Annotated in this window: 21 protein-coding genes; 3 read left to right on the plus strand and 18 right to left on the minus strand. The window is 61.1% G+C overall.

Annotated features, from left to right (window positions below; genetic code table 11):
• Window positions 1-42: 42 nt before the first annotated feature.
• The 6 genes from Q2941_RS07990 to Q2941_RS08015 all read right to left on the minus strand — a co-directional run bounded on the left by Q2941_RS07990 (window position 43) and on the right by Q2941_RS08015 (window position 8001).
• Window positions 43-3147, minus strand: coding sequence for a DEAD/DEAH box helicase (locus tag Q2941_RS07990; protein WP_458192173.1), 3105 nt, complete (start codon window positions 3145-3147; stop codon window positions 43-45).
• A gap of 338 nt (window positions 3148-3485) precedes the next feature.
• Window positions 3486-3989, minus strand: a complete 504-nt coding sequence (locus Q2941_RS07995) for a hypothetical protein (protein WP_027524192.1) — start codon at window positions 3987-3989, stop codon at window positions 3486-3488.
• Window positions 3990-4122: 133 nt separating this feature from the next.
• The gene (locus Q2941_RS08000) at window positions 4123-5655 is read right to left on the minus strand and encodes an AMP-binding protein (protein WP_458192116.1); all 1533 of its coding nucleotides are present in this window, start codon (window positions 5653-5655) and stop codon (window positions 4123-4125) included.
• Window positions 5656-5710: 55 nt separating this feature from the next.
• On the minus strand, window positions 5711-6832 hold the full coding sequence (locus Q2941_RS08005; RefSeq protein ID WP_458192117.1) for a DUF5938 domain-containing protein: 1122 nt from the start codon (window positions 6830-6832) through the stop codon (window positions 5711-5713).
• A 129-nt stretch (window positions 6833-6961) separates the two neighbouring features.
• Window positions 6962-7765 carry an SDR family NAD(P)-dependent oxidoreductase gene (locus Q2941_RS08010; protein ID WP_027524189.1) on the minus strand — a complete coding sequence of 268 codons (804 nt, stop codon included), beginning with the start codon at window positions 7763-7765 and terminating at the stop codon, window positions 6962-6964.
• Complete coding sequence (locus Q2941_RS08015; RefSeq protein ID WP_458192118.1) at window positions 7762-8001, minus strand: hypothetical protein; 240 nt, start codon at window positions 7999-8001, stop codon at window positions 7762-7764. Before Q2941_RS08015 ends, Q2941_RS08010 begins: the two co-directional genes overlap by 4 nt.
• A gap of 93 nt (window positions 8002-8094) precedes the next feature.
• Here Q2941_RS08015 and Q2941_RS08020 point away from each other — a divergent pair, with 93 nt between their 5' ends.
• Window positions 8095-8733, plus strand: coding sequence for a TetR/AcrR family transcriptional regulator (locus Q2941_RS08020; RefSeq protein WP_027524188.1), 639 nt, complete (start codon window positions 8095-8097; stop codon window positions 8731-8733).
• A gap of 157 nt (window positions 8734-8890) precedes the next feature.
• Here the strand turns inward: Q2941_RS08020 and Q2941_RS08025 are convergent, their stop codons facing one another.
• The 5 genes from Q2941_RS08025 to iolG form a co-directional block, all read right to left on the minus strand.
• Entirely contained in the window at window positions 8891-9895 is a 1005-nt protein-coding gene (locus Q2941_RS08025) for a substrate-binding domain-containing protein (RefSeq protein ID WP_027524187.1), read from the minus strand.
• A 51-nt stretch (window positions 9896-9946) separates the two neighbouring features.
• On the minus strand, window positions 9947-11050 hold the full coding sequence (locus Q2941_RS08030; RefSeq protein ID WP_084801496.1) for an ABC transporter permease: 1104 nt from the start codon (window positions 11048-11050) through the stop codon (window positions 9947-9949).
• The gene (locus tag Q2941_RS08035; RefSeq protein WP_027524186.1) at window positions 11040-11780 is read right to left on the minus strand and encodes an ATP-binding cassette domain-containing protein; all 741 of its coding nucleotides are present in this window, start codon (window positions 11778-11780) and stop codon (window positions 11040-11042) included. Before Q2941_RS08035 ends, Q2941_RS08030 begins: the two co-directional genes overlap by 11 nt.
• 235 nt (window positions 11781-12015) lie before the next feature.
• Window positions 12016-12825 carry an SDR family oxidoreductase gene (locus tag Q2941_RS08040; RefSeq protein ID WP_458192120.1) on the minus strand — a complete coding sequence of 270 codons (810 nt, stop codon included), beginning with the start codon at window positions 12823-12825 and terminating at the stop codon, window positions 12016-12018.
• Window positions 12826-12906: 81 nt separating this feature from the next.
• A complete protein-coding gene (iolG, locus tag Q2941_RS08045; RefSeq protein WP_027524184.1) occupies window positions 12907-13914 on the minus strand; it encodes an inositol 2-dehydrogenase in 1008 nt (335 codons plus the stop codon).
• Window positions 13915-14054: 140 nt separating this feature from the next.
• Between iolG and Q2941_RS08050 the strand changes: the two genes are divergently transcribed.
• Entirely contained in the window at window positions 14055-14927 is an 873-nt protein-coding gene (locus Q2941_RS08050; protein WP_027524183.1) for a MurR/RpiR family transcriptional regulator, read from the plus strand.
• A 40-nt stretch (window positions 14928-14967) separates the two neighbouring features.
• Here the strand turns inward: Q2941_RS08050 and Q2941_RS08055 are convergent, their stop codons facing one another.
• From Q2941_RS08055 to iolD, 4 genes are all read right to left on the minus strand, one after another.
• The gene (locus tag Q2941_RS08055; RefSeq protein ID WP_458192121.1) at window positions 14968-16041 is read right to left on the minus strand and encodes a Gfo/Idh/MocA family protein; all 1074 of its coding nucleotides are present in this window, start codon (window positions 16039-16041) and stop codon (window positions 14968-14970) included.
• 75 nt (window positions 16042-16116) lie between these two features.
• Window positions 16117-17091 carry a Gfo/Idh/MocA family oxidoreductase gene (locus tag Q2941_RS08060; protein ID WP_458192122.1) on the minus strand — a complete coding sequence of 325 codons (975 nt, stop codon included), beginning with the start codon at window positions 17089-17091 and terminating at the stop codon, window positions 16117-16119.
• A 96-nt stretch (window positions 17092-17187) separates the two neighbouring features.
• Window positions 17188-18087: a myo-inosose-2 dehydratase gene (iolE, locus tag Q2941_RS08065; RefSeq protein WP_458192123.1), complete on the minus strand. Its 900-nt coding sequence runs from the start codon at window positions 18085-18087 to the stop codon at window positions 17188-17190.
• Window positions 18088-18093: 6 nt separating this feature from the next.
• On the minus strand, window positions 18094-19965 hold the full coding sequence (iolD, locus tag Q2941_RS08070; RefSeq protein WP_458192124.1) for a 3D-(3,5/4)-trihydroxycyclohexane-1,2-dione acylhydrolase (decyclizing): 1872 nt from the start codon (window positions 19963-19965) through the stop codon (window positions 18094-18096).
• A gap of 167 nt (window positions 19966-20132) precedes the next feature.
• Here iolD and Q2941_RS08075 point away from each other — a divergent pair, with 167 nt between their 5' ends.
• Window positions 20133-21263: a Gfo/Idh/MocA family protein gene (locus tag Q2941_RS08075; RefSeq protein WP_458192125.1), complete on the plus strand. Its 1131-nt coding sequence runs from the start codon at window positions 20133-20135 to the stop codon at window positions 21261-21263.
• 48 nt (window positions 21264-21311) lie between these two features.
• On the opposite strand, the gene Q2941_RS08080 is transcribed toward Q2941_RS08075, so the two are convergent.
• From Q2941_RS08080 to Q2941_RS08090, 3 genes are all read right to left on the minus strand, one after another.
• The gene (locus Q2941_RS08080; RefSeq protein WP_458192126.1) at window positions 21312-22946 is read right to left on the minus strand and encodes a flavin-containing monooxygenase; all 1635 of its coding nucleotides are present in this window, start codon (window positions 22944-22946) and stop codon (window positions 21312-21314) included.
• A 260-nt stretch (window positions 22947-23206) separates the two neighbouring features.
• Window positions 23207-24787: a glucose 1-dehydrogenase gene (locus tag Q2941_RS08085; protein ID WP_458192127.1), complete on the minus strand. Its 1581-nt coding sequence runs from the start codon at window positions 24785-24787 to the stop codon at window positions 23207-23209.
• Between the two features lie 33 nt (window positions 24788-24820).
• Window positions 24821-25357 carry a nuclear transport factor 2 family protein gene (locus Q2941_RS08090; RefSeq protein ID WP_027524175.1) on the minus strand — a complete coding sequence of 179 codons (537 nt, stop codon included), beginning with the start codon at window positions 25355-25357 and terminating at the stop codon, window positions 24821-24823.
• Between the last annotated feature and the right edge of the window lie 9 nt (window positions 25358-25366).

The raw sequence follows: 25366 nt of genomic DNA on the forward strand, positions 1-25366 counted from the left end.
GCAGTTCGTACATGCGTTGCGGCGGCCGGCCCGACGCCGCGATCAGTCATCCAGAGCGTCGAGAAACTCTTCGACCTTTCTCAACGCCCCCTCGCGATCCTTGCTGGTATAGACAACCCGATCGCCGTCGCGCTGCAGCGATCTCGCCCTGGACTTCCGCAGTCGTCCCGGCAGGAACGTCGCAGCTACCGCCTCCACTCCGACGTCCAGCCTTACGATACCCCGTCGCCTGCAGTCGATCCTGAGCTTTGCAGCGGCAAAGAAATCGCGGGCTGCCGGCGGCAGTTTGCCGAAACGAAGCAGGGTTTCCTCCTCCAGATCATCTAGTTCGTCGGCACTTCGGCACCTGGCCGCACGAGCGTAGATTTCCAGACGAACCGCCTCCGATTGTATGTAGCCTGGCGGCAACATGTCGACGACTGGAAGATTTAGGTCAGGTACCCACAGATCGGCAGCTCTATCGTCGGCTTTCTCCGAGGCTAATTTGAGAAGGTGGCTGTAGAGCACCGGTCCGAACACCTGCAAATGGCCCGACTGCCGCTCCGAAAGCAGGTCTCCCGCCCCTCTCAGGTCGAGATCGCGGGCGCTGATTGCAAAGCCCGCCCCAGGTCTGCTGAATTCCTCGAGAACGGCCAGCCGCTTCTCGGATCGCTCCGCGTCTGAATCTGTCAGCAAATGCGCAAACGCACGTATCCCGCTGCGCCCAACCCTTCCTCTGAGCTGATGGAGTTGCGCGAGACCGAACCTCTCAGGCCAGCAGACCACAATCGTGTTGGCCCGCGGGATATCGAGACCGCTTTCGACAATGTTGGTCGCCAGCAAAACGTCAGCGGCGCCCTCGACGAAGCTCATCATACGGTCGTCCATCTGGTCGGCGGACAACTTGCCATGAAGGCAGACTATGCGGAGATCGGGAGCCATCGAATGTACTCGCGCCAGCATCGGATCAAGATCCTGGATACGCGGACAGATCAGGAAGCTTTGCCCATGGCGCCTCTGTTCGCGCAATAGCGCCGCGACAATTGCAGCGTCGGAAAGCGGAGCGATCTTCGTGACGACCGGAAGCCGATGAACAGGCGGAGAGGCAATAACGCTGAGATCTCTGAAGCCAGCCAAACCCGCCGCGAGCGTCCGCGGTATCGGCGTGGCGCTCATCCAAAGGGTATGGATGCCCTTGGTCAGCGCTGAAAGCTTCGCCTTCTCTGCTGCGCCAAAATGCTGTTCCTCGTCGATAATAACCAGGCCAAGGTCGGCAAACTTCACATCCTTCGAGGCGAGAGCCTGCGTTCCGACCACGATTTTCAGTCTTCCGCTCTTGAGATCTTCCTTCGCCGCCCTTGCCTCGGACGTCGACGCGCCTCGAGACAGGTTTCCGACCTCGATACCGAACGGGGCAAAACGCTTGCGGAAGGTCGCGACATGCTGTCTTGCCAAGACGGTCGTCGGTACAGCCATCGCCACCTGCTTGCCGGACAGCACGACGGCAGCCGCCGCTCGCAAAGCCACCTCGGTCTTGCCGAATCCGACGTCACCGCAAATCACTCGGTCCATAGGGTGACCTGAGGCAAGATCATCCAGGACGTTCCGAATAGCTTTCGACTGGTCGACCGTCGTGAAATAGGGAAAACGCGCTACGAACCTCTCGTAGATTGAACCCGGCGGTACGAGTTTCGCGGCTCGCCGGCGGCGTCGCTGGCTGATGTGTTTCGCAAGCTGCTTGCCGGCAAGCTGAAGCTCGCGCTCCGCCTCGGTGCGCCGCGCCCACCATGTACTTCCGTCGGCCCTGTCCAGAGTCACCCCCCCGAGTTCCGACGCATACGGCCAGATCAGGGTCAGGTCGGCCGGCGGAACGAGAGCGGCATCATCTCCTGCGAATGCGAGCCTGATCATCTCGCGCGACGATACACCCCCGGTTGCTACCGTCTGCAAGCCCTCGAGCAAAGCCAGTCCTCGCTGCAGATGGACCACCACTGAGCCCACCTCCGGCACATCAGCGTGGTCGAAGGCAGCATTCCAGACTCTGGCCATGGGTTGTGGATGATGGGCCCGGCTGCCGAGCACGTCCGACGCCGTCACGACGACAAGAGGTTTCCGGCCAGATTCGACAAATCCAGTATCGAAGTCGGCCAATAGCGCCGCAGCGCGATTGCAGCCGGCCGTCGCCTTGCTCCAGTCAGAAAAGCGCTCGGCTTTGACCCCGCTCATCCGTTCCAGGGTGCGCAGATCTTCATCCAGCGCAGCAACAAACATCAGCTGCGAACCGGCGCGTCGCGTCTCGTCGACGAATGTTCGAAGAACTTTCCTTGGCGAAGCGACCTTCGAAAACTCCGGCGTGGGAGTGAAGGGTGCCTTTTGGGGCAGCACATGCATCCGCTTGGTCGCTGCCTTCCAGTCGCGCCGCCCAAGGTATTCGCGCTCTCGGTCCGTGCGACCGGCCGCCTCCTCGATCGTGCTCAACCAGCCGTCGGCGTGCCCTGGAACCATAGCATCCGCAATCCACTTGGCTTGCCCGCAATAGTCGAACAGATTGCAGCGTTTGCTGCGCTTGTTCCCATACGCAAGGCGCTCCGACATGGGATCGATGATGAGCTCCTTCGCTTCGAACAGAACCTCCTGCTCTACCGGATTGAACGCCGAAATCCGGCGTATCACATGGCCGGAATGCTCCACCCGGAATGGACTAAGTGCCCCGGCGGGAAATATCTCGAATGTCTTCCCATGAAACAACGCGCCGCCGGGGTAGTCCGCCTCGTCATCGAGGTCGTAGCCGAGTGCCTCAAATCGCGACTTGAGGTGCTGTTCGGAGAAGTTGGTGCCCACCTTTAGACGCTCAATTAGGCGGGACCAACTCGTCGGCGTCGGCAGGCGCTCCATCACGGCCTCTGCCGTGGACACCAGCAGGATCGGCTTCTCGGGCTTCGCAAGGCGCCTCAAGACCGAACTGCGTCGACCTGCGATCTCGTGCGATGGCTCCAACTGATCGAACGGCAGCGTATTCAGACGCGGAAAGACAAGCACGTCGCACGAGGGATCGAGTGCATGAATAATAGCCCCCAGCCGCTCGGCCCTGTTCTCGTTCTCAGCGAGAAAGACGAGACCCTTGCGCCCAGACTTCCTCCATTGCGCCAGCAGATGGAGAGCCAACATGCCGAGCGGAGACGAAGAAGAAATCGCAGTCCGCGGCGCAGGACTTTTTCGCTTCTTTGCACGGTTGGCGACACGCGCCTTACTGGAACGACCCACGTTGATCCCGTCGTTGACTCGCCATCAGCTTAAGCTCATGGCCATGATTTTTTCGATCGATCCAGCCCGTGTGCTCGCAGATTGCTTTACGCCCGCCTCGATACACAAGTTCCGTCACTTGCCCACATTTCCCCGATCGGCCCGTCGCGCACTGATGTCGACGGCAGGCTCTGAGGATGCTCCCACGACAGGCGCAAAGCGAGCATTCGTCGGGCGCAGAGGCCCCTCGGATTTGTTCGACGTTACGAACTGAATCCTGCATGACGATCTTTAGAGGACTCGTTCAGAAGGCCAGCAAGCCGGAGGCCTTCCAAAATGCCTTCCAGCCGCTGCTCCCGGATCAACGCGGCAAGCATTGAAACGGCGTCTCCCTGATGGACGGTGAAGTGAACGGCAGGCGATCGCCCAGAAAGGAGAGCCAAGAGATTCGGCACGTCCGCTACGTGATGTCGCAAGGTGGAAACCGTGTCCTCTGCGAGGTAGGCGGCCAGATCTCCACTGGGTGGCGGATCGAAATCGAAGTCGCACTTCGCGCGTTCATTGATCGATTGTCGTATCAGCCCACTTTGCTGTTTTGCCGCCATCGAGAGCATAAAGACCGCATCGGCGAGCTTCTCCCGCGGCACGTTTCTCAATTGAGCAATGCGCGCCTGGATATCCTTGCCGGAACTATCGTCTCGGTCGTTTCGTTGCTGCACCAACCGCGCATCATGCGCGCGCGAGCTTTTCTTCCGCCTTCGAAACATTGTGATGCTCTCCGGCGACGATATATCCCGGAGAAACAGTCAAATGGAAGCGCAAAATTGCGCGCCACGAGATTCGTGGTACCAAACGAGAAGGTCTACACGCAGGTATTGGTACGGTTTGAGCGAGCGCAGCTCATCCCGAGCCTTGCAGCAGCTTGGCGCGGACATCGGCCTTCAGCACCTTGCCAACCTTCGAGCGTGGCAGGTCGTTCCAGACCTCGATTTGCTTTGGCGTCTTGACGCTGCCAATGCGGGCCTTGACGAAGGCGGTAACGGCAGCCGCATCGACACTTTGGCCCGGTCGCGGCTGAACCACCGCAACCACCCGCTCGCCCCACTTGGAGTCGGGTAGACCCACGACGGCACAGTCCTGGATAGTCTCGATCGCCCGCAGCGCGTTTTCGACCTCGACGGAATAGACATTGAAGCCGCCGGTAATGATCATGTCCTTAGCGCGATCGACGATATAGAGGAAGTTGTCGGAATCGAGATAGCCGACATCGCCAGTATGATGCCAGCCATGGGCCGAGGCCTCTGCGGTGGCCTCTGGATTCTTGTAGTATCCGGCCATCACCAGCGAACCCCGCACCACGATTTCGCCGCGCTGCCCGCTCGGCAGGAGATTGCCGTCGCCATCCATGATGCCGACCTGGACGAGCGGGGTTACCCGGCCTGCAGACGACAGCCGCTCGACGGCGATCGAACCATCTGCATTGAAATGCTCGTCCGGCGCCATGGTCGAGATCATCATCGGTGCTTCCGTCTGCCCGAACAACTGCGCCATCGGCCCGATGCGCTGCAACGCTTCCGCCAACCGTGAGGCCGAGATCGGCGCCGCGCCGTACCAGAAGCACTGCAGCGAGCCGAGGTCGGCGCTGTCGAGCCGGGGATGATCGAGCAGCATGTAGATCACGGTCGGTGGCAAAAACGTGTGAGTGACGCGATAACTCTCGATCAGGGCGAGGAATTCGCCGATATCGGGGTGATGCATGATGACAATCCGTCCGCCGAGCGCCATCACGGGAAAGCACAACACGCCCGCGGCATGCGTCAGCGGCGCCAGCGCGAGGTAGGTCGGACGCCCCTTGAACGGGTAGCTCATCAACGTCAGCGCGGTCATCGTCTCGATGTTTCGATCCGACAGCATCACCCCCTTGGGTTTCCCGGTGGTGCCGCCGGTGCCGGGCAACATGACGAGGTCGCCGACCGGTTCGCGCTGAAAATAGCCGATGTCATCGGACAGCCAGGCGTCGAACGATTCGGCGAACGGCAATGCAACGTCAAGACACACCAACGCCCGCAGCTTCGGCAGCTTCGGGCGGATCTTCTCCACCATCCCGGCGAAACTGGAATGAAACAGCAGCAGGCTGCAGTCGAAGTCATCGAGGATGAGCTGGTTCTCCGCCGCCTCGTTGCGCGGATTGACCGGACACCAGACCGTACCCGCGCGGGAAATGCCGAACACGCAAGCAAACGCGAGTGGATCGTTGCCCGATAGGACGGCGACCTTGTCGCCGGCGACGATACCGGACCGCTCAAAGCTGCGAGCGATCCGGTAGCTCAGCCGCTGCACGTCGGCGTAGCTTAGGTCGCGGCCGTCCATGGTCAGGCATGGCGCGTCCGCACCCAGCGAGGCACCCTTGTCGAGATAGTCGATCAGCCGCATGGCCGCCTCCGCGCGAAGAGAGGTCGGCGCGGACCATGCCGCGCCGGCCAAACCATCAATTGTGGATGGTCAGGATCGGGTTCATCACCAGGCCGAAGCTACGCAGCTGGCCGAGCAATTCGCGATGTCCGAACGCCTGGCAACCCGACGCGAAGCCGACCTTCTTCGGCGCGGTCTGCAGCAGCGAGAACGCGGCATAAGCCTGCAGCATTCCGGTCTGCTTGTAGTTGCAGTTGCCGTGGATCACACAGTGCGCGCGACCAAGCGGCCCGGAGGCGTAGACCGAGTCGATCGAGGTGTTGATGCGCGGATTCTCCCGTGGCGGCATTGCCGCCTGAATGGTCGCGGCGATGTCGGCGAGAGCCTTCTCCTGCTGATCAGGCGGCAGCGGTTTGATTTTCTCCTTCACCATCTGAGTGGTCTGAACCACCCCCTCCATGACGGGACGCGCGAGAACGCCGCCAAGCACACGGCAATTGGAGACACGCGGATCGTTCTTGAACCAGACCGGATGCGCGGTGCCGCCCCATGGCACGGCAATGGCGGTTTCGTGCTGGCCCGGGACCACGACGTCGGCGCGAGCGGTGACGTCCCATTCGACGAACTTGTTTTGTTCGAGATAGTACCAGTTCGCCTTCAGGATCGTGAAGATTGTCTGGGTCGAGGCGTAGGTCGGAAGGCCCTTCCAGAACACCAGGATGTCAAGCGTGTCGAGGCCGGGGTGTTCGAGACAGATGTTGGCGGCGATTTCGCCGGTCGTATACATCTGCGCGATGTTCGGTGCGAGCAACAGGTTTCTTGCCGCGAATTTATCGCCCCATGTCTCCTGACACTTCAGCACCCAGTCCTGTTCGCCGGTCGTATCGCTGTAGTGGCAGCCGGCGTTGAGGCAGGCCTCGACGACTTCATTGCCGTATTTGATGAATGGGCCGACCATATTGCTCACCACTTTCGCGCCTCTGAACAGCTTGGTCAGCGCTTCGACGCTGTGCTCGACCCCGACGACCTCGTAGTCGGCGGTCTCGATGCCGGGGATCTTCTCGACGACGGCCTTGACCTTCGCGGCATCGCGGCCCGCGGCGATGAAGGGAATGTTGTACTCCCGCAGATATTCGCAGACCAGCCGCCCGGTATAACCGGACACGCCATAGACGACGACGGGGCGCTTTTCACTCATGTTGAATCCTCCAGATGATTTTGCGTTTTGATTTGGATCGCAGTTGAGCCGGCCGCGACCTGGCCATGCGTCTCCGTTCCGAAAGGCGATTGCTCCCCGGCGACGTCGGTCAGGTCGAAACGAGCGGCACTACATGCCCATGCCGCCGTCGACCGGCAGCCCGGCTCCCGTGATGAAGCGGGCCTCATTGGAGCAGAGGAACACGGCCGCGTCGGCAATGTCGCCGACCTCGCCGAGCCGGCCGAGCGGCGTCTGCTCAACGACCGAGGCGACGGCGGCATTGGGATCCGGAGCGAGCCCCACCTTCACGATGTCGCCGGCAAGCTGCATGCCCATGTCGGTCGGCACCAGCCCTGGATAGAGACAGTTGACCCTCACGCCGTAGCCAAGCTTGCCGGCCTCCATGGCCGCAACCCGCGTCATGCGGTCGACCGCAGACTTCGTGCCCGAGTACCCTGCGATGGCCGGAAACGCGATGGTGGCTGCGACGGACGCAATGTTGACGATCGCCCCGCCTGCCCCGGCCGCGCCGCCGGGACGCATCGCGCGGAACGCGTGTTTCATGCCGAGCCCGACCCCGACGATGTTCACGTCGCACATGCGACGCAGGTCCTCGGCCCGCACATCGATGATAAGCGAGGTGATCTCGATCCCGGCATTGTTGATGAGGATGTCGTAGCCGCCGAGTGTGGAAACTGTGGCCGCCACCGCCCTTTCCCATTGCTGATCATCGGTGACGTCCAGCTTCACAAATCCGGTCTTCACGTCCGATTTCGCGATCGTCCCGGCAGTGTCCTTGCCGACGTCCTCAAGGATATCGGCGATCATGATTGCCGCACCCGCATTCGCCAGGGCTTGCGCAATCGCGGCGCCGATACCCCGCGCGCCTCCGGTTACCAGGGCTTTTTTGCCCGCAAGTGTCTTCCCACTCATGACGTCTCCTCCGTTGCTTGTTTTGATTGAAGGCGGCGGATCGCCGCGAGGCTCTGGACGACGCTCTCTCTGCCGCGCCGGTTCCGGCGCAGCAGATGATCAATGAGGCGGCCTGCTTGCGCTTCTTCTCCCCCCTTTTTCCCTCTTGGGCATTCTTTTACAGCTGTCAAAACCGATTTTGACAATTGTTTAGTCTTGCCTTGACGATTGTCAAGAAATTCCTTGACGGTTGTCAAAATTCTTGGTGCAGCTAGAGTCGGCCCGTCTGAAGGAGGCGCGAATCGTCTTCGCTTCCCGGGGCGACAGAGCAAGACGAGGAATGGACGTCGATGGCGCAGCAGGTGGCGAGTGCAAGGAAGCGCGTTTTGGACGCGACCGAGGCGCTCAAGGAAGAGAAATTCAATGCGCGCCGGCTCGAACTCGCCGAAGCCGCGCTCGAGACGCTTGGCGAGCTAGGCTACGCCCGCACCTCCTTGCGTGAAATCGCACAGAATTCAGCGTTTACGCATGGGGTCTTTCACTACTACTTCCGTGACAAGACGGATCTGATCTGCTGCTGCGTCAGCCACTACAAGGCCAAGTGCGTGACCCGCTACGATCAGGTCACCGCCAGTGCGCAAAGCCGCGAGGAGCTGATGGAGGGCTTTCTCGCCAAACTCGCCGAAACCCTCCGCAAAGAGGCGCGCATGCACCGCCTCTGGTACGATCTGCGCGCCCAGGCGCTGTTCGAGGACGCCTTCCGCAAGGACGTCGTCGAAATCGACAAGAGCCTCGAAAACATGGTCTGGCGGATCGCCTCGCGCTATGCGGAACTAGGCGGCAAGCGCCCAGCGGTCTCGGCCGGTGTGCTCTACGCGCTGTTCGACGGGCTGTTTCAGAATGCTCTGCTCAAGTTTTTATCGAAGGACGACGGCGCGATTCCCGAATTGCTGGAAGAGGTTCGGCGGCTACTGCCAACCATTTGCTGAACGGCTTTGACTGCAGGTGACATGCTGACGTTGCCTGCGGCGCTCGCCAAAAAGCGGGCAGAAGATCAGGTACGACTGCCCCCCAAACGGCTCGCGGCCGCATCGTTGTGGAAGGTCAGCGGGCTAGGCTTTCTAGCCCGCTGCCGTCACACACGAACTACTTGGCGATACAGGTATCGACGGTCTTGATTGTGCAGACGTCGAGGCCGGTAAATGTCGGATCTTTAGGCGGAGCCTTGCCTTCCTTGACGTCCTTCAAGGCGAACATGGTTTTGTAGCCCATTTCGAACGGACGCTGCCCAACCTGGCCGAGCGACAGCCCCTCCTTCATCTGGTCGATCTGAACCGGCAGCGTGTCGGCAACCACCAACGCCAGGTCCTTCTTGGCGATCTTGTCCTTGAAGGGCGCGACCGCAGCGCGGTTGGCGTCCGGCACGAATTGCGGGAAGCCGCCCGTCGGCGTGAATGCGTCCAAAGTCGGGTTCTTTGCCATGATGTCCTGGAATTGTTGCACCGACAGAGGGAAATCGTCGTTGGTGTAGAGCGGGCAGCCGTCGATCTCCTTCCAGCCATTCTGTCCAGTCAGCCGTTCCCCGGGCGATTGGGCAGACTCCTTGCCGGCAAGCGTGTCACGGATACCCTTCATGCGCTCGTTGTGGTTTGCTGCAGCTGCGCCGCCGGACTGGATACAGATCGTGCCGCCCTTCGGCTTGATGGTCTGAACGATCTTGGCGATGTTGACGCCAATCTCGTAGTTGTGGGTGCCAATATAGGCAAGACGGAGCTCCTTATTCTCAGGGAGAACGTCGGAGTCCCAGGTCAACACGGGAATGCCGGCGCCCTTGGCGGCCTGCAGCGCAACGGCCATCGCTGCCGCGTTGGCCGGTGCCACGGCAATTCCGTCCACCTTCTTGGCCACGAGGTCCTGCACGATCTGCACCTGCTCCTCGCCGCCGCCATGCTCTCCGGGGCCGATATACATGCACTGGAAGGCGCCCTTGGACTCGGCTTCCGCCTTCTTGCAGCCGTCCCGCGCCTGATCGAAGAACGGGTTGTTCATATTCTTGGGAACGAGCGCAAAGGTGAACTTCTGCTGCGCGCAGGCCTGTCCTCCCATGAGCGCTGAAAACGCCACGGCGGCCATCAATAGATGTTTATGCACGTTTCTCCTCCCTCTTTGTTGATTCCAAGTCTCCGAACTACCATCGGATTCCTAACTACGCTTCCACGCGACCCACTCGCGGATCGTCGCAACAAGCGACGTTCCGCTCGTCTGCATGCCGAGAAGCACGGCAATGACGATGAACATGCCAACGAAGGCGCCCTGCCAGTTCGAGTCGATGCCGGCCATCAGAAGCGCGTTGCGGATCACCTCGAGGAAGGCCGAGCCTATCACTGCACCGAATGCGGTTCCGTAGCCGCCCATCAGGTTGGCACCGCCGATGACGGTGCCGGCGATGACTCGAAGCTCGTAGCCCGTCCCCATCGCGTTGATGGCCGAGCCGCTGTAGCCGAGGAGCAGCAGCGAGGCGATCGAGGCCGTGAATGACGAAAACACGTACGCCTGGAATTTTATCCAGTCGACCGACACGCCGGTCAGGCGCGCGGCGTTCTCGTTGGAGCCAATCGCATAGAGGTGACGCGCCCACGCCGTAAAGATGAAGATGGCGCCGAGGATGAGGGCAAGGATCACCATCACCCAGAAATGGGAGGAGAGCTCCGGAAACCAGCGTGGCGCCCAGCCGGCTGGCGCATGGAGCGGCCATTTCGCCTGGCCGATCGCCCTGACGATGGGCGCGTCCGGACCAAACTGATACAGCATCTGGTTGCCGGAGAGCACGACGGCAAGCGAGCGGGCGATCGACAACATGCCGAGCGTCACGACGAAGGACGGCATGCCAATATAGGCAACGAAGAAGCCGTTGAAGGCTCCGCACGCCAATCCCGCCAAGAGCCCGGCTGCAAAGGCGACGTACCAGGAATGATGCCCGGTCAGCAGCAACCCTGTGACAATGGCAACGAGCCCCATCACCGAGCCGACGGACAGATCGATGCCGCCCGTGATGATGACCACGGTCATGCCGAGGCTCATGATCGCAAGCGGAGCGAAGTTGCGCGTAATGTTCGTTACGTTGTCGGCTGTTCCGAAGCTCGGCTCCAGCCAGGTCATGAAGATCACCAGAGCCAGGAGTGCGGCCGCGACCCAGAATGCCTGACTGGTCATCATTCGCTGGAAGGTCGTCTGCTCGCGAATGCTGACGACGTCACTGATTGCGGCGTGCGTTTCTTCTATCGCTTTGGCGGAACTAGGCTTCACGGATCGCCCCCGTAATCAGGCCGGTGATCTGCTCCGGCGAGGTCGCTGCAGTTTCCTTGTCGGCCACTTTTGAGCCGCGCCGGAGCACAATGATGCGATCGCAGACGGTAAAAACGTCGGGCATGCGGTGGCTGATCAGCATCACCGATACTCCGCGAGATTTCAGCCGGCGGATGAGCTCGAGCACCTCGGCGACCTGTCGCACAGAAATGGCCGCGGTCGGCTCGTCCATCAGGACTAGCTTGGCATTGGACAATCGGGCTCGGGCAATCGCAACAGCCTGCCGCTGTCCCCCTGACATCTTCTTCACGAGATCCCGGGGCCGCGTTTCCGATTTGAGCTCGGCGAAGAGCTCGCCGGCACGCCTGATCATCGACTGCTTGTCGAGGATGCGGAACGGCCCAAATCCTTTCTTGATTTCGCGCCCGAGGAAGACGTTCTCCGTGGCCGTAAGGTTGTCGGCCAGCGCGAGTTCCTGATAGACAACTTCGATGCCCTCAGCCCGGGCTTCGATCGGCCTGTGGAAATGGCATGCCTTGCCATCAACGACAATGGCGCCCTCGGTCGGCGGGAAGTTTCCGGCAATCAGTTTCACCATGGTCGATTTGCCGGCGCCGTTGTCGCCCATCAGCCCGACCACCTCCCCTGGATCGACCGAAAAGCTGACGTCGTGCAGTGCACGAATGGCACCAAAGCTCTTCGAGATGCTTCGCACATCAAGTAAAGCCACACGTTCCCTCCATCGTGCGGTGGCAGCTCTATCCGGCCACTTCACCTCCCCGATCTGCGCAATTAATATTGCACAAAACGCAGTCTCGCAACGTCTATTTCATGTGGCGGGCGGTGCCCTTGCAATGGACATTATTGCGGCTCGACCAGAAAGCGCGGAAATCGGGAGTGTGGCTTGCTCGGCGCGATGCCGTACCCGCGCCCGCAACCTTACGGAGCCCTTCGCCTCGAACGTCTCAGAGCGGTGCTTCCGGGTGCGGCGACGTATCGTAGGCGCCCCAGATACTTTGATCGAAGTTGATCGTGGCTCCCGTCATCATTCCGGACTCATCGCAGGACAGGAATGCAACAGCGCGCGCAACCTCGATGGGATCGAGCAATCGGCCGAAGGGCTGCCGCGCGGCGACTTCTTCGAGCCAGTTCGCCGACCGGCCATGGTAGACCTGCTGCGTGTTGAATTCGCCTTCCGAGGCCATCCAGCCAATATTGAGACCATTCACGCGGATGCGGTTGCGCAGCAGCGCATGGGCCGTATTGCGCGTCAGCGTGTCGAGCGCGCCCTTCGATGCGCAATAAGCAACAATGAAGGATTGGCCGCCCATCGCCGACATTGAAGAGATATTGACGATTGTGCCCTGCACTCTGTCACGGCGCATGAGCTTGATCGTATTTTGCATCAAGAAAAAGGGCGCACGCGTATTGACGGCGAAGATCTTGTCAAAAAGTTCGGGGCTTGTATCGATGATAGTGCCGCGGCTTGTGTCACCGGCGGCGTTCACAAGCGCGTCGACGCGCCCGAAGGCCTTGTCCGCCTCAGCCACGACTCTGGCGCAATCCTCGATCTTCGTGAGGTCAGCGCGCACAAACACGACTGCTGCGCCTGTGGCTGTGGCGATTGCATCGGCCCTTGCCCGCCCCTTCGTCTCGTCACGACCGCACGTTACGATGCCTTTGGCACCACGCTCGGCGAAGAGTTTGGCGATGGCGGCACCGAGCCCCTGCGTACCGCCCGTGACGATCGCGATCTTTCCACGCATCGATGTCATGCAAGTCCTCCAAGAGTCGGTGGAGTGCTGTCTGGCTTGCCCTACTGCTGCTCGACGTCCGCAAGCACGTCCCAGTCGACGTCATGCGATATCGCGGACCTCGACCTTCTTGCCGGTTCTGGCCGACTCGACGGCAGCCTCCGCGAGCATGAGCGCGCGGTAACCGTCGTCGAAAGTCGCCTGGGTTGGCCGACCATCACGAATAGCGGCAATGAATGCGGCGATCTCGGCTTCGTAGGCCTCGGCGTAGCGCTCGATAAAGAAGTTGAGGTAGGGTTCGGCCGCTTCAGTCGTGGTCGCGCCGTAACACTTCAGCTCGTGTGCCTTCTTGTTGTCCGAGATGACCATCCCCTCGCTGCCAAACAGCTCGATCCGCTGATCGTAGCCGAAGCTTGCACGTCGAGAGTTATTAATATGGCACAGCTTTCCGTCAGCGGTACGCATGATCACCATTATGGAATCGAAGTCACCGAACTCCGATCCAATGGTGGGATCAACAAGTGCGCTACCGGTCGCGAAGACCTCGGTCGGCTCGTCGTTCAACATGAAACGCGCCACGTCAAAATCGTGGATCGTCATGTCACGGAAGATTCCACCCGAGACCGCGGTGTAACCTCGGGGTGGCATCCCGGGATCACGCGACGTGATAACGACCTGCTCAAGTTTTCCGATCTTGCCGGCGATACAGGCGTCGCGCGCAGCTCTGTGCCCGGGGTCGAAGCGGCGATTGAAGCCAATCTGGATTGGTACGTTGCAGCCATCAATGGCCTTGCGGCATGCTCGCACCCGATCGAGACTGAGGTCAATCGGCTTCTCGCACAAAATCGCCTTGCCGGCCTTTGCCGCGAGCTCGATCAGATCGGCATGCATGGCCGTCGACGTCGCAATCAGGACTGCGTCGGCCTTACCAATCGAGTCTTCCGCACTTGTCGATATCCCGCAACCATGCGCTCGGGCGACCGCTTCGGCGGCAGTTGTGTTTGGATCGAATACCGTCTCCAGGCTCGCCCCGTCCGCCTTGGCAAGATTCCGGGCGTGCAAGACGCCAATGCGTCCGCAACCGAGCAAGGCGAATTTGATCGCCACCATTTCCTCCCGCCGACGAGTGTTCGAATTGCTTGCAAGGGTTATTGCGAATATGCGAAAGTGTCAATAATTGTTCGCTGGCGCCGTCAATGATTCTGCTGTGCCACCAGCACACGATGAAACCAATGTTGAGAGCACCTTAAATGCAGGACGTGAAGACACCGGAAGACTATGAGGAATTGATCCGTGTCATCCACGATCGCTACGATGGCATGAGCAAGTCCTACCAAAAGATAGCCGTCTATCTGACCCAGAACCCGAATGATGTCGCGGTCCTGTCGGTAAATGCCATCGCCGATCGCTGCGGCATCCATGCTTCGAGCTTCGTGCGCTTCGCCCAGTCACTTGGCTATGAAGGTTTCAAAGAGCTTCAGGCGTTGTTTCAACGGCGCTTGTCAACCGCAGCCCCGGGTTTCGAGGCGCGCATTAAAGCTCTGGAAATCGAGTTGGGCGCCCGCGCCGATCGTAGCGAAGTCGGTTTCCTGCGCGACCTGGTCGTCCGTGACATTGCCTCCCTTCAGGACATGCTCGCGGACATTTCTCCAAAAGCTCTCTCGGAAGCGGTGAGCCTCCTTGAGAGAGCCGACTCGGTTTTTCTGATCGGGCAACTACGTTCAGCGCCCGTAGTTGAATTCCTTCGCTACATATTGACCATGCTGGGCAAACGTTGCGTGTTGCTCGACGCAGGCGGCGGACTTGCTACGCACATCGCGCGTACGATCCGCAAGAAGGACGTACTCGTTGCGGTGTCGTTCCGCTTCTACGCAAACGAGGTTGTCAACGTTGTGGAGGAAGCCGGGCGCAATGGCGTTCCCATCATTGCGATGTCGGATAGCACGCTGTCGCCGCTGGCCAAGAGCGCTCGCGTTCTGTTCGCGGTTCCAGAGCATGAGTACACGTTCTCGCGTTCCCTCGCCGCTCCGATGTGCCTTGCACAGGCTTTGACGGTAGCGCTGGCCGCGAGACTGCAGAAAAACGACGTCAATCCGCGGATACCAACGGTTACCGGTAAGTAGAATGAATCGAGGTCAATGACGCGCCGAGGCAAGTAGCGCCTCAGAAAACCAGTCGTCGATCGGTTACGGGGGTGACTCGCACCATGTCGGGCGTTGGATGGCGGGCTCGTGGACGAGACGTTATGATTTGCGGTTGTCCGGTCAGGGTAGCCGTCTCAATTGCGAACAGCGTGCGCAAGTCCGCCAACCCCTCCTCGCCATCAGACTCGGGCGGCGTTCCAGCCTTGATGCAATCTGAAAAATATTCCACCTGCGCGCCAAAATGGTCGATTTGCGGAAACTGGGTTTCGCTGACGTCGCCGTCGCGGCGCAGGCGTAATCTTGTTGCAGTCTCGAACCTGAAACCGGGATCGAGTTCGAGATCGCCCGCCGTTCCGACGACCCGATAAGCGTCGACGGCAGCCGCCCCGAAGCTGGCGACGAATTGCGCCAAACCGCCCGAAGGGAAACGCAGCAAGGCTGCGACCGACGCCTCCACCTCGCCAAAACGCGGGTCATCGTTCGGTCGGTGCGCCATGGCCATCGCCTCGATCGGCTCCTCAGCAAAGATATGACGAGCCGCATTCACGCAATAGACACCGATGTCCTGGAGCGGTCCACCCCAACTCGTAGCTTTCAGTCTGTGGTTCCCTGCCGCCGCCTGGAAACTGAAAACCGATTGAAAGAAAAGCGGCCTGCCGATCGCGTCGTTACGGATGTGTTCGAGAACCGCGACAGTTCCGGGTTCGTTGTGGAGCCTATACGCGGTCATCAGAAACACGCCGGCTTCCCGTGCAGCAGCGATCATGGCGAGAGCATCTTGTTCGCTTGTCGCCAATGGCTTCTCGACCAGGACGTGCTTGCCGGAACGAGCCGCGCGAATAGCGTAGTCCGCATGCAAATGGTTGGGCAGAGCAATATACACCGCATCGACGTCAGAGCCTTTCAAAAGGGCATCGTATCCGTCGTAGTCGACGATCTGGCCAACACCATGGAAATCCGCCAACCGGGCGGCCTTGTCCCGATCGCCGGTCACGATCGCGGTAACCTTTGAGTTTGCGGACTGTCCGACCCCCGGCAAGAACGCTTGCTGCGAAATCCAGCCCGCGCCGACGACTGCATACCTGATCATCATTTCCTCTCCCGGGATCGTGTTGGATTGCGTGATAGGCTGGTCGAACTCCCTGCAGCCTCGCTCGCTTGCCATCTGTCAGTCATACAGCGGGGGACGTGGTCCATATTTCAGGGTTGCCACACCATTTCCAGCAAGTGCCTCAGCGACTTGCTCAGCGATGGCTGAGGCGACATAGCCATCCCACGCGCTCGCTCCGACCGAAGTGCCGGCTTTCACGGCGCTGACCCATTCGGCCATCTGCCTGCAGTACGCCTCCTCGAACCGCGGCACCCAATTGTCCGGATACGCAAGACCTCCGGCTCTGTCTCTGTTCAACAGCGTGAGCGATGCCGGAGCCAGCGATATCGTGCCTTGCCGAGCCACCAACTCGACATGGACGTGATAGCCGTAGCTGGCGTTCACGAAAACTTCGGTCGAAACAATCTCGTCTTTGTCGGTCTTCATCGTGATCATGAGGGGTTCGCCGCCGGGCCCCGCCTCCACGCGCGCAGAAACCATCTCCGACCCCAAAAGCCAACGGCTGATGTCGATCTCGTGGACGAACGAATTCGTGATCGCCATCGAACCATCGAACCACTCAGGCGCGCGAACGTTTCGGTGCACGTTGTGCAACAACGCGGGTCCGCCCAATTCACCGGTGTCTTTGACGCGCTTGATCTCCCGATAGCCGGGGTCGAACCGGCGCATGTATCCGACCTGGATGAGTCTGTGACCCAAAGCGACTTCGGCCCGCACCACTTCTAGGGCATCCGCTGCTGAGGACGCCAAGGGCTTTTCACGGAGAACAGGCTTCCCCGCCCTAATGCAGGCTAGCGTCAGCGCCGCATGTGTGGCGTCGGGAGATGCAATCACTATGGCGTCGATCTGATCCGACGCGATCAACGATTGAGGATCCGAAAAGACGGTTGCTCCAGCGGCCACTGCCTGCGCCCGAGCCGCGTCGGCATCACAAATCCCGGCAAGATGTGCACCGGGAGTCTCGTGTCGGAGTATCCGAGCATGCTCGGCGCCCATCACACCTGTCCCGATGACTCCTATCCCGATGCTCATTTCATCTTCCCTCCCGACTTCGCGCCAGGATGACCCACCGGGACAGGGCGCGACCCGCGCGCTTCTTCGAGTACGGCGACATCCGATCGGTACGGTTCATTGTACGACCTCGTATCCAGCAGAGGCCATCAAGCTCATCAGTTCCGCGTGGCCCTTCTTGGCCATTTCGAGCGGGGGACTGATCTTCGGATCTTGCTCCGCCTCGACGACGAACCAGCCCTCGTAGCCGTAGGACGCGAGGCGGGCGATGATCGCAGCGAAGTCGAGCGAGCCGTCGCCCGGCACGGTGAACGCCCCTTTCGCCACCGCGTCGAGGAAACTCTCCCGTTTCCGGTCGAGCTTGTCGATGACGCTGCTGCGGACGTCCTTGGTATGAACATGGCTGATGCGGGAATGATGTTTGTCGATGACACGCAAAACATTGCCGCCGGCAAAAGCCATGTGGCCAGCGTCGAACAACAGCGGTAACGCCTCACCAGAATTCGCCATGAGCAGGTCGAGTTCAGCTTCGGTCTCGATCGCCGCAGCCATGTGGTGATGGTAAGCGATCGGCATTCCCTGCCCGGCACACCACTCGGCGAAAACCGTCATCTTGCGTCCATAGGCCTTCATCTCCTCGCCCGAAAGCCTTGGTTTGGTATCGAGCGGCGCGGAGCGAATGCCCTGGATTGAACGCGCGGTCTCCCCGTAGACAATGCAAGGCGCCTTCGCTGCAATGAAGAAATCCATCTGGGCGCGAACGCGGTCCTTCTCCCGCTCGATGTCACCGTCGAGCAGGAGACCAGAGAACCAGCCGCCGCAGATGGAGATGCCAAACCGGGCGAGGATCGGCCCGAGTTCCTCCATATTCATGGGGAAGCGCCGTCCGGTCTCCATTCCCGTAAAACCGGCAACACTCGCCTGGCGCAAGCACTCCTCCAGACTGACGTCATCGGACAGCTCCGCAAGATCGTCGTTCCACCACGCGATGGGAGCAATTCCGAGTTTCGCTTTCATGGCTCATCACACTCCGATGCGCTGCTTCGCGCGGATCTCGTCTTGCTGCTTGCGCGCGCTTCGAACCGTCTCGCGCGAAGATACTTGGGGCACGCCCACGTCCCAATCCGCGTCGCCGGGAACCCACGAATACGCATCCGAGGCGATCGAAAGCACAGTCGTGCGATCGTTGCCTTTGGCCCATTCGAGCGCGGCAACAAGATCGGCAAGGCTCTCGCAACGCCGCGCAGCTGCCCCCATGGACTCGGCGTGCTTGGCAAAATCAACGTGAGGAGGATTGTCGCGATTCTGAACTCGACAATCGGTCAACAAGTTGTTGAAGCCTGGCACGCCTTTGAATTGTTGCAACCGGTTGATCACCGCGAACCCGCCATTGTCACAGACCACAACGATCATCTTGTGACCGCTCAGAACTGTCGAGTAGATGTCCGAGTTCATCATCAAATAGGTTCCGTCGCCCACCATCACGATCGGCGTGCCGCCGAGTCCTCCGGGACCGGAGCTGGCCATCGCATGGCCCCAACCCGCCGCGACCTCATAGCCCATACAAGAGAAACCGAACTCGAGGTCGAAGGTGTTCGGCGCCTTGACGCGCCAGCCCTTTGCAACTTCGCCAGGCAAGCCGCCGGCGGCTGAAATCAAGATATCTCTCTCGCCGGCGGACGCATTCACTGCCTGGACTATCTGCGCGTAGGTCGGCACCGGAGCATTGCTTGGGGCCTGCAGTGACTCGAGCAGCGCGTCCCATTCCCTGAAGAGCATCTGAGCACGTGCCATGTGGGCGGGGTCGACGCGCCACGCGCCGAGCGCCGCATCGAGTTCTTCAATCGTCTCCCGCGCGTCGCCCACCACCGCCAGCGCAAGATGCTTCACCGCATCGAACCTGGCCGCGTTGATCGAGATGAAACGCGCGTCCGCGCTGAAGGCGGTCCATGATCCCGTCGTAAAATCCTGAAGGCGCGTCCCCACCGCAAGGATAACGTCGGCTTCGGCTGCAAGCGTATTTGCTGAGGTTGAGCCGATAATTCCGATCGGCCCCGCATGGGCCGGGTGATAGTGGGTCACCGCGCCCTTGCCGGCGATCGTCTCCACAATAGGAATTCCGCGCTTCACCGCAAAATCTGCGACGACGCTTCCCGCCAGCGAGTAGCGCACGCCGCCGCCGGAGATAAGGATCGGTTTCTTCGCGGTCCTGAGCAGTGCGGCCGCTTCCGCGAGTTTCCGACGATCGGGACGCGGACGCGGGATGGTCCAGGTCCGAGACTCGAAGAAGAGCCCGGGGTAGTCAAAGGCTACCTCCTGGGTGTCCTGGGGCAGCGCGAGAAAGGCCGGGCCGCAGTCAGCCGGATCGAGCATGGCGGCCACGGCCTGCGGCAGCGAAGAGATGATCTGCGCGGGATGAGTGATCCTGTCCCAGTAGCGCGTGACCGCCTTGAAAGCGTCGTTCACAGTGACGGTCGGGTCGCCAAAATGCTCGACCTGCTGGAGAACCGGATCCGGCAGCCGGTTGGTGAACGTATCGCCAGCAATGAGCAGGAGAGGCAAACGATTTGCGTGAGCTGTTCCCGCCGCCGTCACCATGTTCAGAGCTCCGGGTCCAATGGACGACGTCGCTACCATGATTTGCCGCCGAAGCTTGGCCTTGGCGAAACCGGTAGCCGCCAACGCCATCGACTGCTCGTTCTGTCCGCGCCAGGTGGGCAGACGATCCTGCACCCCCTCCAGGGCCTCGGACAGGCAGGTCACGTTCCCATGACCAAAAATGCCGAAGACGCCGGCGAACAGGGGCACGCGAACACCGTCGATTTCAGTGAACTGTTGGGTCAGCCATCGCACCAGGGCCTGGGCCATGGTGAGGCGGATCGTGGCGCCGGTCATGCGGTCTCCTCCCTTGACGGTTTGTGAGGAACATAACTCCCTGCATTGAATATTGACAATATTGTTTTTTCGCAACAATTATTGCCATCAATGTCTTCGGATCAGAACTTGCTCGATTTTTTCGTAGGTCGCTTCAACTCCGACCTACGTGAACAGGGATTTCCGACATGACCAAACCGAAGCTTCGCATCGGCCTCATCGGTAGCGGATTCATGGGTAAGACCCACGCTTTCGGTTACTCCATCGCCGCGCGTGTCTTCGACCTCCCCTTCGAGCTGGAACTACATACGATCGCGGACATTAGCGACGAGACGGCCGCGAAAGCAGCCTCCGCCCTGGGCTTCGCGCGCTCGACCTCGGACTGGCACTCGCTCGTGGCGGACCCAGCTATCGACGTCGTCAACATCACCACGCCCAACGCGCTCCACAAGGAAATGGCCTTGGCTGCGATTGCCGGGGGCAAACATGTATATTGCGAAAAGCCGCTGGCGCCGCTTGCGACCGACTCCCGCGAAATGGCCGACGCCGCCGAAGCGGCCGGAGTAAAGACGCAAGTCGGTTTCAACTATCTTTGCAACCCCATGCTGGGCCTCGCACGCGACATGATCGCGGCGGGAGAACTCGGCGAGATACGCGGTTACCGAGGGGTCCACGCCGAAGACTACATGGCCGACAACACCGGGCCGTTCACCTTCCGGCATGACCCGGCGGGCGGCGGCGCGCTGGCCGACATTGGCAGCCACGCACTAGCCACCGCCGAATTCCTGTTGGGTCCAGTCGCCGGACCGATCATCCGCGTCATGGGCGATTGCGTCACGATGATCAAGGAGCGTCCAGATGGCAAAGGCGGTCGGAGGCGCGTCGAAGTCGACGATGTCGGCAGAGCTTTCCTTCGTTTCGCGAGCGGCGCCTCCGGATCGATCGAGGCGAATTGGATTGCGACGGGGCGGAAGATGCAACACGACTTCGAGGTCTATGGAAGCAGAGGCACCCTCGCCTTCAGCCAGGAACGATTCAACGAGTTGCACTTCTTCTCGGCCGATGACCGCCCTGGCCGCCAGGGATTCCGCCGGATCGAGGCTGGCCCGGATCACCGGCCATACGGTCTCTTCTGCGTTGCGCCAGGCCACCAGCTTGGTTTCAACGACCTGAAGGCGATCGAAGCCGCGGGGTACCTTGACGCTATCGCTGGACGCCGGCCGGAGCCATTCAACTTCCGCGCCGGCCTACGTATCCAAACGCTCGTCGAGACCATTCACGCTTCAAGTCGTGCTGAAGCGTGGAAGGACGTTCCTTGAGCATTCCTCGTTTGACAATCGTATTGCAATGAGATCGCGGAGCGACCGTCAGGCCGCCGCCGGGGTTCGTCCGCGCTCGAAGACGAAGTCACGATACCCCGCCTGTGCAACGGCGGCGCAATACTCCCGATACCTCGGAAATCCGCCCGTGAAGAGCGTGAGCCCGAGCGGCTTGTCCTTGACGTTGGCGCCGAGATACCAGGTCTTCGCCTTGTTGAGCAGCGAGCGCTGCGCGATCCTGACCACGAGCTCCATCCATCCATCTTCCGCCGCTTTCGTCGGCTCGACGGTGGCAAGGCCGTGATCGGCCATGTGGGTGATCAGGTTCGCAATCCAGTCGACGTCGTTCTCGCTGATCCTGACGATGTTGGCCAGCGCAGCCGGGCCGTTCGGCCCCGTGGTCATGAACAGGTTCGGGAAACCTTCCATCATCAGGCCGAGATAGGACCTCGCACCGTGCTTCCATTTGTCGTTGACCTTGCCGCCGCCGCGACCGACGACATCGAAGGCCGTCAGCGCGCCGGTGAGCCCGTCATACCCGGTCGCGAGGATCAGCATGTCGAGCTCGGTTTCGCCTGTCTCGGTCCGCACGCCCTTCTCGGTGATTTCGAGAATGGGATCGGCGATGCAGTCCATCAAGTGGACATGGGGCAGATTGAACGTCTCGTAGTATTCGGTGTCGAGGCATGGCCGGCGGGCGAAGATGGGATAGCCGCGCGGCTTGAGCTTTTCCGCTGTGAGGGGATCCGTGACGACGTCGCCGACCTTGCCCCGCACGAATTCGGCGACATGGTCGTTGGCCTCTTCGTTGCTCAGCAGATCCGTAAAAGTCCCGAGCATAGCAAGGCCGCCGGCCTTCCAGGCGTCTTCCATGAGCTCGCGACGTCGCACCGGCGTCACGCTGAAGAAGGCTCGGGTGGTCCACGGCCGCACGCCGCCGTTCGGGCTGTTGCGGGCAGCCTCGCGAAGCCCGGCGTAATTGCGCTTGACCTCGGCGACGTAGTCCGGCTCAAGCTTCTGGTTGCGCATCGGCATGGTGAAACTTGGCGTGCGCTGGAAGACGAAGAGCTCGCCGGCCTTCCGGCCGACTTCCTGGACGATCTGGATACCGCTCGATCCCGTGCCGATCACGCCGACGCGCTTGCCGGCGAAGCTCACTGGATGATGCGGCCACTTGCCTGCACGCAGTAACTCGCCCTTGTAGCGCCCGATGCCCGGGATCTGTGGATCCATGGGGACCGACAGCGGTCCGGTCGCCATCACGCAGTAGGTTGCCTCGACCGTCTCGCCGCGATCAGTCGTGACCTTCCAGAGCTTGCGCGTCTCGTCCCAGGCGGCGCTGGTGACGCGGGTGTTGAATTGATAGTGCTTGCGCAGATCGAGCCGGTCGGCCACGAAGTTGAAATAGGCGAGAAGCTCGGGCTGGGACGCGAATTCCTCCGACCACGTCCATTCCTGCTCGATCTCGGGAGAGAACGAATAGCTGTAGTCAACGCTCGGGAGGTCGACCCGCGCGCCCGGATAGCGATTCCAATACCACACGCCTCCGACATTGCCGCCCGCCTCGAATGCCGCGAGCTTGAGGCCCATTTCCCGGAATTTGTAGACGGCGTACAAGCCGCCGAAACCGGCGCCCACGACGACGATGTCCAGGCGTTGTGCACCCATCTCAGAGTTGCTCATCTCGGGCATTTCCTCGCTTGCATCGTTGGCTTTAGTTGGAGCGGCGATTGACGATGTGCCGCTTGCGAAACCGCATACGCTTGGCCACAGCATCGTCTTGAAAACCATCTCATGAGTTCTGCAGCGCCACTACCGCTTTGACGGCGTGTGGGTTGAGTTTCACATCTATGAAAGAGAACGAGCGCGTCACGAGACCTGTACGGCGTCAAAGGTCACGCCCTGCCGAAATGCATCAGCAATCACTGCACACTGGCTGGTCATCAATCGCTCGTGGTGCTCGCATCGCCGGCGTCGCCGAACGCTGTCCAGCCGCCGTCGACATAGAGGATCGACCCGTTGATGTAGGATGCCTCCGGCGAGGCCAGGAAATAGGCAGCCTTGGCGATCTCCGCCGGCTCGCCGAAGCGGCCGAGCGGAACGCGGCGCCGGATCCGCGCGCTGTCAATGCGGCCCGACGCCTGCAATGCGGCCACGCCCGGAGTGTTGATATAGCCCGGCGCAATAGTGGCGGTGCGCAACCCTGTAGGACCAAGCTCAGCCGCCATACATCGCGTCAGAATGTCGATGGCCGCCTTCGAGGCGCCATAGGCGTGGCGCGGCGCGAACGGCAGGAACGTGTTGATCGAGCCGAGATTAAGAATGACGCCGCCGCCACTCATCAGCCTGATCGCCTCGCGGGCGCAGAGAAATGCACCGACGACATTCACCTCCAACACCTTGTCGAGATCCGCCGCAGACTGATCGAGCGCCGGCACGAAACTATCGGCCACCGCCGCATCGTTGACCAACACGTCTATGCGACCAAAGCGCTGCCTGATCGCGGCAAACAGCGCCAGCACGTCCTGCTCTGACGAAACGTCCAGGGCGACGGCCATGTGTTTCGTGCCGAGCGCGCGCACCAGGTCGGCGGCGCGATCGCCATCCTTATCCGCGACGACCACGGTGTCGCCTCCGGAGGCAAATTGCCGAGCGATCGCCTCGCCGATGCCGTTGGCGCCACCCGTCACCACAACGATTCGCTCCCGCGAATACCGTTCGGGCCTCGCCAGTTCGGCGTCCGGCGTCCCGGCGACCGGTGGGTGCGCATCGCCTGGCTGATTGAAGGATTGCCAGCCGCCGTCGACGACGAGAACCGCCCCGGTTACATAGTCCGCCGCCGGCGAGGCGAGGAAGCGCGCCACAGCAGCGATCTCATCCGGCCGCCCCATGCGCCCGAGCGGAATGCGCCGCCGAACCAGATCGAGATTCGCCTTGCCCGAGCGTTCAAGCTCCGCGACCATGGGGGTGCGGACATAGCCCGGCGCAATCGCCACGACGCGAATGCCATGCTTCGCCCATTCGCAGGCAAGCGACCGCGTTGCCGAGATCAATCCTGCCTTGGACGCCGCACAGGCGTTACGCTTCGGGTTGCCGAGCACGCCCGCCAGCGACGCAACGTTCACGATGACGCCGCCGAGCCCCATCATGCGCCTCGCCACCTCGCGCGCGATAACGAAGGGGCCGCGCAGGTTCACGCTCAACGCCTTGCGAAACGAGGCGACGTCCGTGTCGACGGTCGCCGCCATGGTTGGTCCGAGTGCTGCGTTGTTGACGAGAACGTCGATCCGTCCGAATCGCCGCTCGATCGCGGCGACGAGACCCACGACTTCATCTTCGGAAGCCACATCGCAGTGGAACGCCGCATGCCCGTCGCCAAGCGACGCCGTGACGTCGACTACATCGGTGCACGGCAAATCGACGGCCGCGATGATATCGCCGTCCCGGTGGAAGGCTTCGAGCAGCGCACGGCCGACGCCCCCGGCCGCTCCCGTGATGACGACGACGCGCCTCCGCTTTTTCATCGTTGCCCTTCCCCTCGCCGCGACGGCGTAGTCTTACGTACCGCGCGCCTCGGCCAGAATTTCATGAATGGGATCGTTCGGGTGCGGCGCGCCAATCGGCATACGCGGGCCAAAACGGACCTCCTCGCTCTCGGTGGGCACTGCCTGCTCCTCGAGCCAATCGAACGCCACGATGCGGCGCGCGACGCGCCACTCACTGCCGCGCTTTTCGAAGAGATCGCAATAGCGCCCGGCTATGAGAAACTGCCGCACGACTCCGTCCTTGCCTGGACCACGCTGCAAGGCAAGAAAATAGGTCTCGACCGCGGCACGCGTCGGCCCGACGAGTTCAATCAAGATGTTGCCGACCTGATGGACGTTGCGCGCGCCGCTCTTGAACACCTCGCGAGCCCAGAGAAAGAAGCCCTCGACCGGCCCCGAATAGACGCCGTGCCGATCGGTCGCGTCGGGCCAGTAGGAGCTACGCAGCGTTGCTTCGTCGGCCCGGTCGATGCCCCGACAGTAGCGGTAGATGCAATCGCGGATCGCCTCCCGATCCAGAAACTCGGTCAACTTTGCTTCGTCGGCCATTAATCCCTC

The sequence above is a fragment of the Bradyrhizobium sp. UFLA05-153 genome (assembly GCF_054185185.1).

Excerpts from the sequence above, each read along its gene's own strand:
- Q2941_RS08000 (WP_458192116.1), bottom strand. The coding sequence starts at position 5,655 with ATGCGGCTGATCGACTATCTCGACAAGGGTGCCTCGCTGGGTGCGGAC.
- iolD (WP_458192124.1), bottom strand. The coding sequence starts at position 19,965 with ATGACCGGCGCCACGATCCGCCTCACCATGGCCCAGGCCCTGGTGCGA.
- iolE (WP_458192123.1), bottom strand. The coding sequence starts at position 18,087 with ATGAAAGCGAAACTCGGAATTGCTCCCATCGCGTGGTGGAACGACGAT.
- Q2941_RS08005 (WP_458192117.1), bottom strand. The coding sequence starts at position 6,832 with ATGAGTGAAAAGCGCCCCGTCGTCGTCTATGGCGTGTCCGGTTATACC.
- Q2941_RS08050 (WP_027524183.1), top strand. The coding sequence starts at position 14,055 with ATGCAGGACGTGAAGACACCGGAAGACTATGAGGAATTGATCCGTGTC.
- iolG (WP_027524184.1), bottom strand. The coding sequence starts at position 13,914 with ATGGTGGCGATCAAATTCGCCTTGCTCGGTTGCGGACGCATTGGCGTC.
- Q2941_RS08020 (WP_027524188.1), top strand. The coding sequence starts at position 8,095 with ATGGCGCAGCAGGTGGCGAGTGCAAGGAAGCGCGTTTTGGACGCGACC.
- Q2941_RS08060 (WP_458192122.1), bottom strand. The coding sequence starts at position 17,091 with ATGAGCATCGGGATAGGAGTCATCGGGACAGGTGTGATGGGCGCCGAG.
- Q2941_RS08040 (WP_458192120.1), bottom strand. The coding sequence starts at position 12,825 with ATGACATCGATGCGTGGAAAGATCGCGATCGTCACGGGCGGTACGCAG.
- Q2941_RS08075 (WP_458192125.1), top strand. The coding sequence starts at position 20,133 with ATGACCAAACCGAAGCTTCGCATCGGCCTCATCGGTAGCGGATTCATG.
- Q2941_RS08080 (WP_458192126.1), bottom strand. The coding sequence starts at position 22,946 with ATGAGCAACTCTGAGATGGGTGCACAACGCCTGGACATCGTCGTCGTG.
- Q2941_RS08010 (WP_027524189.1), bottom strand. The coding sequence starts at position 7,765 with ATGAGTGGGAAGACACTTGCGGGCAAAAAAGCCCTGGTAACCGGAGGC.
- Q2941_RS08055 (WP_458192121.1), bottom strand. The coding sequence starts at position 16,041 with ATGATGATCAGGTATGCAGTCGTCGGCGCGGGCTGGATTTCGCAGCAA.
- Q2941_RS07990 (WP_458192173.1), bottom strand. The coding sequence starts at position 3,147 with ATGTTGGCTCTCCATCTGCTGGCGCAATGGAGGAAGTCTGGGCGCAAG.
- Q2941_RS07995 (WP_027524192.1), bottom strand. The coding sequence starts at position 3,989 with ATGTTTCGAAGGCGGAAGAAAAGCTCGCGCGCGCATGATGCGCGGTTG.
- Q2941_RS08090 (WP_027524175.1), bottom strand. The coding sequence starts at position 25,357 with ATGGCCGACGAAGCAAAGTTGACCGAGTTTCTGGATCGGGAGGCGATC.
- Q2941_RS08085 (WP_458192127.1), bottom strand. The coding sequence starts at position 24,787 with ATGAAAAAGCGGAGGCGCGTCGTCGTCATCACGGGAGCGGCCGGGGGC.